The following is a 12418-nucleotide window of genomic DNA, read 5'->3' as shown; positions in this document are numbered from 1 at the left end:
GGTACTTTCCTTCAACTGTGAGGTTTTCAGGGGCGTGTGTTGCGCGGAAACCTGAACAGCCGGGCTTTGAGGTTTGCCAGCACCGCTCCGGTCCAAGGCAAGAAAATGTAGCTAATCAGCAAAACATTGACCGACACGCTCAGGATATTCAGCCAGATCGAACTCATCGCCCCCGGTAACAAGGCTGAGGCGGCAAGGTCGAGAAGCCCGCCCAGGATCAAGATCCAGAAAATAAGGATAGCCACGGTTTCGATCTTGCTGATCAGTGCTTTCGGGGAGGACAGCAAAGTAAGCTCGTCAAACTTGGCTTGAGTCGAGCGGCTCGAAGAGTGCCGGTCCAGTTCATCAACGAATCTCTGCCGAACCGAGGAGAGTTCCCAGTTTTCAAGATTCTTGTGTGAATCAAAGAAGAAGACGGTTACGAGCTCGCACCCGCTGTCACCGTACGAAAGGTTGTCTTGTCGTCCAAGAAAACCCGGTTGTTGCGACACGGCACGCTCGGTTTCTCTGACCAGCTCTTCGATCCTGGCCCAGGACTTTTTCTCAAAACGCCTGACGATCACAGAAAGGATTGGATGGGCATCCCGGGTCATGGAAAGCTCACAATCGATAACGGCTGCCCACGTTCTGGACCTGGCAATCTCGCCCCGCATCTTTGCGGAGCAGGCACGCCGTTCACACCACGTATCTGACGGTGTCTCCTGTCAAAGCCCAGCATCCGGCAACCTGATCGAACGCCATCGACTAAATAACCAACATGCATATAGTTTAGTATCAAATTCATAATCGGCATAAAGGACAGTAGCATGATCTCTGCAAGACCGACGCCGGACGCCCCGGAGTTTTCGCTCAACCAGCTTGATCTCAACTTGCTTCGCGTCTTCGACGCAATCATGCGCGAGCGAAACGTCACGAAAGCTGCAGATCGTATCGGCAGAACACAGCCGTCGGTGAGCCATGCCCTGAACCGCTTGCGTGACATATTCGAAGATGAGTTGTTCCTACGTGTTGGCGGAGAAATGGAGCCGACCCCGCGTGCACTGGAATTGTCTCTGACGATATCCAAGTCCCTGTCAGACATTCGTCAAGCCATAGAACGGCATCTGAGATTTGATCCCATGGAGACGCAAAGGTCGTTCATTCTTTGCGTGTCGGACTATTCCGCCATCGTGGTTTTGCCCAACCTGATCAAGAGCTTTGCCGAACGCGCGCCCAACGCTTCCCTGAATGTTATTCATGCTCAGAATTTTGAAGTAGCCAAGCAGCTTAAACAAAAGGAAATCGATTGCGCGGTCGTCGGGGATTACAAGACGCAAGACGCCCACATTTCCGAGCACCTTCTGTCCGAGGACAAAATGCTGTGTGCTGGATGGAAGGAAAACCCAAGGCTTGGGCAGATGTCTCTCGGTGAATTTCTCAAGTCTCAGCATTTGCAGATTTCATCAGATGGCCGTTCACAGGGCATGATCGACAGGGCTTTGGAAGGATTGGGGCTGGAGAGAAAGAAAGTTGCAACTGCACCGCATTACCTCATGATCCCGTTCATTCTTGAAGGCACTGAGATGCTGACGGCGTTTGGGGATGGCATGCTGCTTGCCCTGTCCGAAGACAGCAGCATCCGCGTTTTTGAACCACCCATCAGAATCCCTCCGCTTCAATTGAAACTGTTGTACGAAAGCGGGACTTCGCCTGATCCGGGCCGGGAATGGTTTCTTGGATTGATAAAAGAGGTTGTTGGCCTGCAGGACAATCGCAAGAAGGCCCTGTATCGCTTACTGTTGGCATCATAGCGGGCGAACCATCACGGATGGACTTCGAAGATCGCTTCGACCTCGACCGTGGCCTGCAGGGGCAGCGACGAAACGCCGACCGTTGCACGTGTGTGGCGTCCGGCATCACCGAAGACTTCGACCATGAGATCTGACGCACCGTTCATGATCGGCGCGTGATCGGAAAAGTCAGCTGGCGCGGCGATGTAGCCCCGCAGTTGAGACACCCCTGAAACGCAATCGAGCGAGCCAAGCGCGGCGCGCGCCTGGGCAAGGATGTTGACCGCGCAGGCACGTGAGGCGGCGACAGCATCTTCTACGGTTGCACCAGCGGTAACAGCACCGGTCGAAATAAGTTTGCCTGCGGGATCAAGGCAAAGCTGGCCAGAGATGAACAGCAGGTTGCCCGAGACCTTGGTGGCGACGTAGTTGGCCACGGATTTCGGAGGTTCCGGCAGGACAAGGCCCAGGTTGGCGATGCGTGTTTCAGCACTGATTGTCATTTTTCAGGCTCCTAAAGTCGTATCAGTCGTTGTTCAGATGTTTCTCGAAAGCGGTCACGAACCTGTCGAGCCCGGCCTGCAGCGTTATGCGCGCGGTGGCCAGGTTGAAGCGGATATGACCCGCGCCGCCCGGACCAAGAGGCTTGCCGTAGGTGACGGCTATTCTCGCCTCGTCCAAGATCCGGATGATCTGTTCGTCCGAAACCCCGAGACCGCGCATGTCCAGCCACGCAAAATAGGTGGCATCAGAGTCGTACACGGTGATGCCCGGAAGCGCTTCGTTCAACGTGTCGCGCAGCAGCACAAAGTTACCGTCGATGTATTCCATCAACGCGCAGCGCCAGGAATCGCCGCCGCGCAGGGCTGCCTCAGTCGCGGCCTGCCCGAACATGCAGCCGCCGAAGTAAAGGTTAGTCTTTTTCTGACTGGCCTCGAACGCCTTCCGGTGTTCGGGATTGTCGATTATGACCAGCGAATGCTTGGTGCCGGTCAGGTTATAGCTTTTGCTGGCGGAGATCAGTGTGGCTGAATTCATCGCCGCCTCTTCGGAAAGCGAAGCAAATGGAGTGTATTTCCTGCCCGCTCTGACAAGGCCGAAATAGACTTCATCTGTCAGCACAAAGATTCCCCTGCCCAGACAGAAGGTGTTCAGCGCCTCGAGCTCATCACGGGTCCAAGCACGGCCAACGGGGTTGTGAGGATTGCACAAAATCAGCATCTTCGTACGCTCAGTTACGATGTCCGCCAGCCCATCCAGATCCATGACATATTGCCCATCGCGAACGACAAGAGGATTGGCAAGAGGTGTTCGCCCGTTCGCCCTAATCACCTCTTCAAAGCAGTGGTGAACGGGAGATTGAAAGACAATCTCGTCGCCCGGCGCGGTCAACTCCTCGATAAACGGCTGCATTGAGGGATATATTGCGACGTGGCTGTAGATCGAAGTGGGGTCGATCGTCCAGCCGTGATTGCGGTCGAAATGGCTGACGATCGCCTCGAAATAGCTGTCACGTTTATGCGGATACCCAAAATGCCCGCTCTGCGCGACACGATTGATCGCGTTTTGAATCGCCGGAGCGGCCCGGAAATCCATCTCGGCGGTGCTGAAGCATAAAACAGAGGGATCGTTCTTGTTGATCTGCTCGATTTCCCATTTTTTTGTGCTCAGCCCGGTGCGGTCGAGCGGCACTTCAAAGCCAAATTCAGAGTAATCGGCTACCATTTGATTGGCATTTGCAGAGGGTTGAAGCATAGCTGGTCCTGTTGGTTTTCGTAGTGTTCGAGTCGTGACGTGAACAATCACAGTACGCGGGCGAGGAACTCTTGGGTGCGTGGGGACTGTGGGTTGGCAATGACTTCCTTGGGATCACCCTGTTCCTCGACAACGCCACCGTCCATGAAGATCAGTTTGTCTGCCACTTCGCGGGCAAAGCCGATCTCGTGAGTGACAACCACCATGGTGATGCCTTCCTTGACGAGGCTTTTCATCACGTCCAGCACCTCACCAACCAGTTCCGGATCCAGTGCCGAGGTCGGCTCGTCAAACAAAAGGACCTTAGGGCGCATAGCCAGCGCTCGGGCGATGGCCACACGCTGTTGCTGGCCACCTGACAGCTGACGCGGATAATTATCGCGCTTGGGTGCCAAACCGACACGCTCAAGAAGCTGTTCGGCATAAGCTGTGGCTTCCTTCACGGATTCACCACGCACCCGCACCGGTGCTTCGATTAGGTTTTCCAGCACGGTCATGTGTGGGAACAAATTGAAGTGCTGGAACACCATGCCAATCTCGGCTCGACGCTGGCAGATTTGTGAATCGTGCAGCTCGTGCAGTTTGCCGCCTTCTAGCCGGTACCCCACAAAGTCGCCATCGACCAGCAGCAGGCCAGAGTTGATCTCTTCCAGGTGGTTAATGCAGCGCAGGAAGGTGCTTTTGCCCGACCCCGAGGGGCCGATGATGCAAGTGCAGGTTCCGGCAGGCACCGAGATGTCCACACCTTTCAGAACTTCCAGGTGACCATAGGATTTGTGTACACCAGCGGCGTAAACCATTGCGTCAGACGGGACACCAAACTTTTCGCGGTGATTAAGAGGCGCAGCCATGATCATTTCCTCCGGTTGAATTTGAAGATCGATTTTAGGAAACCTTCCTTGTCGCCATGGTCCTCCCGGCCGTAGTAGCGCTCCAGGTAACCCTGACCGACGGACATGATAGACACGACGACCAGGTACCAGAAGGTCACAACGATCAGGAGCGGAATGGTTTCAAAGGTCCGGGCATAGATCGCCTGAGCCGAGTATAGAACGTCGCCCACCGCAATGATCGAGACCAGCGAGGTGGTTTTCAATAAGTTGATGGTTTCATTGCCTGTTGGCGGAATGATCATGCGCATGGCCTGCGGAATGACGATCCGGCGGGTTAGCAAGCTGGGTTTCATACCAAGGCAAGCAGCCGCTTCAGTCTGACCCTTGTTCACGGACATCAGGCCTCCGCGGATAATCTCGGCCATGTAACCGGATTCATGCAGCGACAGGGCGAGCGTGGCCGCAACGAAGGGCGTCATGATGTCGTTGGTCGGGATCGAAAAGATCGTACCGATGCCCGGAATCCAAAGCGCGAAATTCTTAACCAGGATAGACAAGTTGTACCACAGGATCAGCTGGACCAGTGCCGGTGTGCCGCGGAAGAACCAGACGAAGACACGGGCAGGAATTGAGAGCAGTTTGCTGGATGACATCATCATCAGGGCCGCAATCATGCCCATGATGGTGGCCAGAGCCATCACCAGTATTGTCAGGAAAATGGTAACCCAAAGCCCCTTCATGATCTGGGGATGGAACAGGTACTTGCCCACGATCGGCCATTGAAGTTCAGGGTTGGTCATGGCGCCACGCGCAAGAAACGCAATGGCGATTACAACCAGAACGGCGGCCACGACACGCCCGGGATGGCGCAATGGAATGACCTTGAGGTTTTCCGGATCGAGATGCGAACCGTGGGTCTGGATATCGGCTGATGAGCTCACTGGAGAACCCTCCTCGTAAGATGAGCGACCCGTACACGCGGATTGGTGTTGGTCAGTTGATGTGGAAGCCGTGGAAACTGGCCTCGCTGAGGGAGCAGTCAGCGAGGCCGGGACTGGCCTAATTCGCCAGTTGCGAGGCGTCGGTATAAAGGATGGGCTTGTCCAGCGATGCAGCTGTCATCGAGTACCCTTCTAGGACCGATTGGTAGGACCCGTTCGCCATCATCTCGTTGAAGGTGGCCAGCAACATGTCGGCCGTCGCTGTGTCCCCCTTGCGGATCGCAACACCCAGCGGAGCCGGCAGCATCGGTGCGCCTACGACAACCTGCTTGCCGCCGCTGGTTTTCTGGTAGTAACCAGCCGAAGTTGCGTCATCAAGGCGAGCTTCGACACGACCCGACAGCAACGCCTGAATAACGTCTTTCTGCTCGGGATAGATCGATTTTTCGATTGCCTCTTTCCCGGCTTCCACACAGCTTTCGGACAGCTGATCGGCTTGAAAATCACCGGCCGATCCGGTTTGAACGCCGATATTTCGCCCGCAATAAGCCATGTCACCTTCGAACGAGGCTGCCAGATCCGGGGTGGTCACGACCACCGAGCCGGTTTGCATGAACGCGACGAAGTCCACCTGACCCAGTCGCTCTTCGGTGACCGTGAAAGTCGCCCAGGCAACTTTGATCCGGTCTGCGGCGAGGCTGGGTATCTGGTTTGAGAACGGAATGACCAGAATATCCAGCTCTACGCCCAGAATATCGGCCGCGGCCTGAGCCGTTTCGATATCGAGCCCGGCCGGATTGCCGTTTTCGTCGACCATATTGAACGGTGCATAAGACAGGCCGCTGGCAATAGTCAGTTTGCCGCTGTCAGCCACATCGTCGGTGACAGGAATGCCGTCAGCGAAAGTGACGGAAGCGGTTGAAGCAAGCGCGACAGCCGCCGCGGATTTGGTCAGGGTCTTCAGCATGGTTTCCTCCCGTAAATAAGCCTTGCTACATCGTAGGGAAGCGTGGAAAATCTGACCAATTCATAATCAATATTATAAAAATGCATCCTGTGCATTTTAAGTACCTTCGGTTTTCGCACTTCGAAAAACAACAAAAGGGGGATGAATCTGTCTTGGGGCGAAACCGTATCTAGGGCAATTCCGCGTTTCGCAGCACTGCGCACGAAATCGCAAGATGCGGATGACTGTTTTCTCTGTCGCGATGCGACACCAAAAACTGCGCGTTTGCAGAGAAATTTGTGCTGCGAGCGCGCGCAGCGAGATATTGGTACTTCCGCGCCGGGCTCCGACCGGGCGTTCGCCGCGCCAGGCGTGAATGACGATAGGCAGCCCAAAGCGGCCCCATGTCTGGCGACCAGCCTGGCGGGCAAGCACCTGTAGGTCGGGCGGTTTCCTGACATTCGCTGCGACGAAGATGAATGGCGGGTGCGCCGATGGCAACAGACTGGACACAGTTTTTTTTGGATTGGATAATACAGCTTCGGACCTACGCCAAAACAACACCGGATTAGCTGACAGTTGCCCACGGATGAGTTCTACGTTCACGGCTATGAGTTTCCGGGAGATGCCAAAGCTGTCGGGACAAACGGTCTCACGGCGGATGAAGCTGATGACGGCCTTGCGCCGCGCGAAGCCTTTGATCTGAACACTCAGAAGCTTTTGAGCTTTCTTGATAGTCGGGATGCACGCCTGGCGCTTTCGAAGACTGCACACCAGTGCATTCTTGAAACGATTGTCATGGGCAAACCTGATCCATCGATAGAGCTCGGCAGCCTTGAAATATTGCAGGCGCTCTATCTGACACGCCCACCGTGTCTGTCCCGCATTCCCACAGCACCGGGCAGTTTCTCGCGCCACTGGCGTGTACTCGGACGCATGATGAGTGCCTTCATGGCGGAGCAGGGCGAGGCACTGGACACGGAGAACAAGACGGACGTGCTTATTTGGAGGGTTCGCCTTCAGACCATGTTCTACCGTTTTCCCTTTGATCAGGACGTGTGCGCCGGGATCATCGGCAATATCCTCTCCCGCGTTGATGTCAAAGTTCCGCAAGTTGAGCCGTTTGCCGCGCAGTATGCCCGGCTCTTGGATGTGTCCCGGCTTGTCAGCGACCGGATCACGGAATTTTACGCGAACTGTGGCGAAATGCTGCGGGCAAAGACGCACGAAGAAGTCATTGCGCGGATCGAATACTTCTGCGCCCGTAGCGCGGTTGCAGCGCGCCTGTGGGCGAGGTGCCGACACCAGGAGCGGTCTGTCAGGGACCTCAGCCATCTCGGCTATCAACTATCGGAACTCGCAACGCCGTGGCTGTTCACGCTTGAGAAGGAAGAACTTGTCTCCAAGTTCGGTGATGAAATCCTGCCTCTGATTGAACGGTTCTCACACACGAGTGGAGAGCTTTCCGGCGCGGACCCCCGACGCTTCCTCATGGACAACCCGGTGTGGCAGAAGCCCTTTATTGCCATGCCTGATGAGACGTATCTGCTGCCGATCCAGTATTTCCCCTACAGCCATCCTTTCCGTATTGCCGAGCACTTGATCGGCAATGAACCGAAGGTGCGTACGGCATATAGTGACGCGCGTGCTGAATATCTGGAAGACTCGCTGGCCGAATTACTGGAACTGGCTATGCCCAGTGCGTCTGTCTATCGGAGCGTGATCTGGGATGATCCGGCAAATGGCGTGCGCTATGAGAATGACGTTGTTGTCGTTCTCGACAACTTCCTGTTCATGTTCGAGGCCAAGTCCGGAAAGATTAGTCCGGCGGCACGTCGCGGCGCTGGGAAAAGTCTTGAGACCAATGTGTCTGACCTATTTATTGAGCCCGCGAAACAGGCGCGCCGACTTCAGGACTATTTGAATGATCGTACTGTCTCGGTAAGCCTACGGGAAAAGAAGACCGGCAAACCGGTTCCACTTAATTTAGACCGGTTGAAGGTTGCCTTCAGCTACAGCATCTGCCTTGAGCACTTCGCCTCGCTTTCCGCAACCCGGGAATTCTTCGCAGAGAGCGGCATTCTCGGTGCGAACGAGCCGTGGGCACCAGTGCTCTCGCTCGGGGAACTCGACATGGTGGCGCGGTTTCTCGATTCCGAAGTTTCGTTTGCGCACTACCTGACGCGACGTCCACTGATCGGTACGCAACTGGACTATGAGGGGGATGAGCAAGACCTGCTTTCAATGTATCTCACAAACGGATTCTGCTTGCTGGGACGCGGTCCAGAGGGCAAGCGGATACTGTTCCACAACTCCGACGCGCAAGTCAGGAAGAAGACCGTTCCGGCAATCAACCGCGCGACGCCGACGGTTGTGGGGATTACCATGCCGCCGTTGTGGCAACGCACCGTCGCGGAAATCTATACGTCAACCATCGGCACAGTGCGGCACCGCTTTGACATCATCTTTACAATCCTCAACCAGGCGCCCCCGGCATTATCAGAACTTCAGAACTACGTGCGAAAATGGCGACGCGGCGGCGGCGGAGCAGGCAAAGGCCCGCAATACAGTAAGTACACAGTCGCGAACCGTCAGTTCGTCGTGGCGACTTGGCTTCTGGCAAAGGGCTTTGAGAGCGAGGAGGCCCTAACGGCCGAGGCGCGCCTTCTCGCGCACGGCGTCGCCAGCGAGTTCGACGGCACATCAGATGTTGTGGTCTTCGTCTATCTGAAGAAGTCGCGCGAGATCACGCATAACGGCGTCTTTTTCTTCCGGCTTGGCCAGGAGGGCATTGGCAGAGTTATCTGAGAGTGGGCGTAAGCGCGGGAAAGCCTTGGCTTCGGATGCTCAACTCGCCGACACGACACGGCGCACGTATCGGATTGGTTGTCTGTCCGAATGATGCCTGAATTCCTTACTCGTACCAAGAGGACGTATCGACCTTAATCGGTTGAGTGGTCTCGAATTTGTCAAGATCAGTCACAGGAGACCGCAAGCTCACCTCGAAGGGAAATGAATCATCCAGCGTTGCGCCTTCACCCCGGCGGAAATCGGACCCTGACCCGTATACGAGTTCGACATTCACGTCACCCGTGACGCCCACATACACATGCGACTGGTCGATCTTTTCGACCGTGATTTCATCCACAAAAGGGTATTCGACACGGGTGTGCGTTGACAGTATGTCGAGTTCATCGAGCACGGCTCCCAAAAATTCTTGAAGAGTATGTTCGGAGATTGCCTGCCGAAGATGCTCTTTTACGTCGTCGCAAAGAAGATCAATTTCTTCTCTGAGACCATCCAGCGCGGATACGCCATCAACAACAAAGTCGCCGACCTCATCGTCTGGGTGATTGATACGATCAGGCCGGACGTGGGTGTATTTGCTGGCCTCGTTATAGAGAGTGATAAGGTCAGCGATCGAGCCAGGCTCATCTACGCCGAGAGTTGTCAGCACTGCATCTGGAAGACCGCCGGAAATTGCGTAGCGGAGACGCTGACGTCTCGTGGCAGCTTTCGCGGTCGGGTCCTGCACGTACCAAGGACACTGCTGAACTACGGCGTGGGGCGCGAGAGTGTCGAGTTGATATGTCAACAACTCCCGAAAGCATGACGCGATGAGGTTGAGCCGCACAGGATTTTGACGATCAGGCAGCAATCTCTCGATGCCGACACACAGGGCTTTCACAAAGTCATCGTTCGAAGTATCAGCGTATTCACGAAGCTTCTGAAATGCGCGCTCGTTGATCATCGCAGGAGTTGAGAACTGATGCCTCAGACTTCTGAATAGCCCTGAAGGTATCGCCGAAATCATCGCGCTGATGCGTTTCATCTGTATCGCTGCCTTCTGGAAAAAATACGGCCAAGTCGCCACGCGCGCGGGTGAGGATCAAGCGGCGGCTAAGGGCCGTGACCTACTGCTTAAACGGGACGACGTTTGAACCACCATTGGCGAAAGCGACTGCGCCTTCACTGCGAATGGTGCTGATTGCCTCCTCGAAGGCGGCTCGGTCGTCTTCAAAGAGATCGTCCCAGACAATGGATGTCCCGTCTTCGGTCACAACTTCCAGCGACCAACCGTCCCCGCCTTCAAGTTTGTAGATGTCCACCTTGAATGGTACCCCATCCTCTACGATGCGCTGCGAGGCGCTGGAAATGACAAGGTTGGGTTCGCGTTCCATCTGAATACCTCTTTGATCTGAGGTAGATGATAGAAGCACTGATCATGAAAGCCAATGTCCGCAAAGCGGGATGCTGTGGCAGCATAATGAGCAATCGACGAAAGGCCGCTCTGGGCCGGTCACGCCGGTTCGGCAGACCTTTAGGTCAATCTTTGCAAAGGTTACTATCTGCGCACAGCGGACGCAAGAGGATAACTAAACAGTGCTTGCAGCGGATGGTGGCTGGCGACGCAGCGGTAAGTTATTGGGCCTGGATGAAACAGTGTCCAAATCCTGCTCCCGCAACCAAAAATTCAAAACAATATCAACGCCTAACGCCCCGCAAAAGCGGGGCTTTCTGCATTGGCACATGCCGCGCTGGAAGCACTGTGAAAGCAGAAGAACGTAAAACGCGCTGGTGCGCAGGGGCAACGCCTTCGCTGCCGGGAATTATTCTGATCGTGAGCTAGCTTCACATTTGCGACGGCTGATCCGAGCCCTCAGCCGTCATTACCTTGGGGGCGAGCGACCTGTTCATCCTGCGCGGTATCCCGGCCTATATCCGGTCTGACAACCGGCCTGAGTTCGTCGCCCAGGCTGTCCGGGACTGGATTGCAGCCGTTCCCGAATCGAATTTCGATATCAAGTTGGCTTGATTGGATCGCGCTAGCCCAAGTACCCATATGCAATTGCATATTGACCTCCGGATATCGCACCCGGAAATCAGGCAACTGCTTTAAAAGCCAGAGCTGCGCGAAGGTCGGAAGGCAAGGGCCGGGCGGACGAATCATGCCTGGTTGCGGACATGATCGTGCTTGCCTGCCAGTATGGCCGCTACGGCTATCGGCGGATCGCAGCATTCCTGGCTGTGAAAAGTCGAGGGCAACGTCTTTGGCCTAGGCCCAGAGATCGAGATCCTGAGAGATCAACTCGCTGCCGGTATCGACTCTGATCGTCTTGGGGTAGCCAAGGCTGTTGAGCGCAAATAGAGTGATAACAACAAAGATAGTTGGAGATCTGCCCAATATGACACCTTTCGCAATTGCTGGTGTTCAGATGCATGTCGCTGCCCTTCACTCGAATGTCGAGGCAATGCGCCATAGGATTGAAATACTGATGGCACGGTTTCCTTGGACGCAGATGGTGCTGTTTTCTGAACTGGCACCTTACGGGCCGCTGGACCAGTTTGCTCAATCGTTTCCGAATGATGCATTGCAGCAGTTCCAGGAAGACGCCCGCCGATTTGGTATTTGGCTGATCCCCGGCTCCATGTTCGAAAAAACCGAAGATGGCCGGATTCTCAACACCTCCGTGGTGATCAACCCGGAAGGTGAGATCGTCGCAAAATACTCCAAGATGTTCCCGTTCAGACCGTATGAGGCGGGGATTTCGGCCGGCACCGAATTCTGTGTGTTTGACGTGCCCGGAGTTGGCCGGTTCGGCCTGTCGATTTGCTATGACATCTGGTTCCCGGAAACCACGCGGCAGCTGACCAGCCAAGGGGTGGAAGTGCTGCTGCACCCGGTGCTGACCGGCACAACCGACCGGGAGGCGGAGATCGCAATCGCACGGGCGACCGCCGCCCAGTTCCAATGCTATGTATTCGACGTCAACGGGCTGAGCGCCGGCGGTGTCGGGCGTTCGCTGGTGGTGGACCCTTCGGCCACCGTGCTGCACCAGTCGGCGGGGCAGGAGGATATGTTCCCGATCGAGATCGACCTGGATCAAGTCCGTCGCCAGCGTGAGACAGGCCTCAAGGGACTGGGGCAGGTTCTGAAGAGCTTCCGCGACCGGGAAGCGGAGTTCACTGTATACGACCGCACCAGCGGGGCTGATGCCTATCTGAAAACGCTGGGGCCGCTTGAGACGCCGGGTCAGGGATCGCAGCGCGGGCTGCAGGCCTCTGATCCGCGCAGTACACTGGAGAATTTTGAGCAGACGTTACATTCGCCGCATCATTTTTCCGTTTTTCCTGGAAAAACGGGTTCTGATTAACCGGACTGGAAGGCGGCGC

General features: G+C 55.6%; 13 protein-coding genes. 4 read left to right on the top strand and 9 right to left on the bottom strand.

Going from position 1 to position 12418, the window contains the following annotated elements; translation table 11 throughout:
- Positions 1-26: 26 nt before the first annotated feature.
- On the bottom strand, positions 27-593 hold the full coding sequence (locus tag RA21_RS15895) for a hypothetical protein (RefSeq protein ID WP_152610573.1): 567 nt from the start codon (positions 591-593) through the stop codon (positions 27-29).
- A 213-nt stretch (positions 594-806) separates the two neighbouring features.
- On the opposite strand from RA21_RS15895, the gene RA21_RS15890 reads away from it, so the two are divergent.
- Positions 807-1790, top strand: a complete 984-nt coding sequence (locus tag RA21_RS15890) for a LysR family transcriptional regulator (RefSeq protein ID WP_039150617.1) — start codon at positions 807-809, stop codon at positions 1788-1790.
- 11 nt (positions 1791-1801) lie between these two features.
- On the opposite strand, the gene RA21_RS15885 is transcribed toward RA21_RS15890, so the two are convergent.
- The 4 genes from RA21_RS15885 to RA21_RS15870 all read right to left on the bottom strand — a co-directional run bounded on the left by RA21_RS15885 (position 1802) and on the right by RA21_RS15870 (position 5157).
- A complete protein-coding gene (locus RA21_RS15885) occupies positions 1802-2272 on the bottom strand; it encodes a RidA family protein (protein ID WP_039150614.1) in 471 nt (156 codons plus the stop codon).
- A 22-nt stretch (positions 2273-2294) separates the two neighbouring features.
- A complete protein-coding gene (locus tag RA21_RS15880; RefSeq protein WP_052257682.1) occupies positions 2295-3494 on the bottom strand; it encodes a MalY/PatB family protein in 1200 nt (399 codons plus the stop codon).
- Between the two features lie 77 nt (positions 3495-3571).
- A complete protein-coding gene (locus RA21_RS15875; protein WP_039150735.1) occupies positions 3572-4375 on the bottom strand; it encodes an amino acid ABC transporter ATP-binding protein in 804 nt (267 codons plus the stop codon).
- A 2-nt stretch (positions 4376-4377) separates the two neighbouring features.
- Complete coding sequence (locus tag RA21_RS15870) at positions 4378-5157, bottom strand: amino acid ABC transporter permease (protein WP_152610575.1); 780 nt, start codon at positions 5155-5157, stop codon at positions 4378-4380.
- Here RA21_RS15870 and RA21_RS23050 point away from each other — a divergent pair.
- Entirely contained in the window at positions 5137-5289 is a 153-nt protein-coding gene (locus tag RA21_RS23050) for a hypothetical protein (protein WP_206540063.1), read from the top strand. The two genes, RA21_RS15870 and RA21_RS23050, sit on opposite strands and share 21 nt — an antisense overlap.
- Before the next feature lie 127 nt (positions 5290-5416).
- Here the strand turns inward: RA21_RS23050 and RA21_RS15865 are convergent, their stop codons facing one another.
- Positions 5417-6265, bottom strand: a complete 849-nt coding sequence (locus RA21_RS15865; RefSeq protein WP_039150611.1) for an ABC transporter substrate-binding protein — start codon at positions 6263-6265, stop codon at positions 5417-5419.
- 558 nt (positions 6266-6823) lie between these two features.
- Between RA21_RS15865 and RA21_RS15860 the strand changes: the two genes are divergently transcribed.
- Entirely contained in the window at positions 6824-9052 is a 2229-nt protein-coding gene (locus RA21_RS15860) for a hypothetical protein (RefSeq protein WP_039150608.1), read from the top strand.
- Positions 9053-9158: 106 nt separating this feature from the next.
- Here the strand turns inward: RA21_RS15860 and RA21_RS15855 are convergent, their stop codons facing one another.
- From RA21_RS15855 to RA21_RS23445, 3 genes are all read right to left on the bottom strand, one after another.
- Positions 9159-10076 carry a pPIWI-associating nuclease domain-containing protein gene (locus tag RA21_RS15855; RefSeq protein WP_039150605.1) on the bottom strand — a complete coding sequence of 306 codons (918 nt, stop codon included), beginning with the start codon at positions 10074-10076 and terminating at the stop codon, positions 9159-9161.
- Positions 10077-10158: 82 nt separating this feature from the next.
- Positions 10159-10425 carry a hypothetical protein gene (locus RA21_RS15850; protein ID WP_039150603.1) on the bottom strand — a complete coding sequence of 89 codons (267 nt, stop codon included), beginning with the start codon at positions 10423-10425 and terminating at the stop codon, positions 10159-10161.
- A 479-nt stretch (positions 10426-10904) separates the two neighbouring features.
- Entirely contained in the window at positions 10905-11195 is a 291-nt protein-coding gene (locus tag RA21_RS23445) for a LysR substrate-binding domain-containing protein (protein WP_206540068.1), read from the bottom strand.
- 235 nt (positions 11196-11430) lie between these two features.
- Between RA21_RS23445 and RA21_RS15845 the strand changes: the two genes are divergently transcribed.
- A complete protein-coding gene (locus tag RA21_RS15845) occupies positions 11431-12399 on the top strand; it encodes a carbon-nitrogen hydrolase family protein (RefSeq protein WP_029204994.1) in 969 nt (322 codons plus the stop codon).
- Positions 12400-12418: the final 19 nt, after the last annotated feature.

Origin of the sequence: Leisingera sp. ANG-DT (assembly GCF_000813785.1) — a bacterium.
Taxonomy (GTDB): domain Bacteria; phylum Pseudomonadota; class Alphaproteobacteria; order Rhodobacterales; family Rhodobacteraceae; genus Leisingera.
Note: the sequence above shows the minus strand (reverse complement) of the source record. Positions and strands in the feature narration are given on the sequence as shown.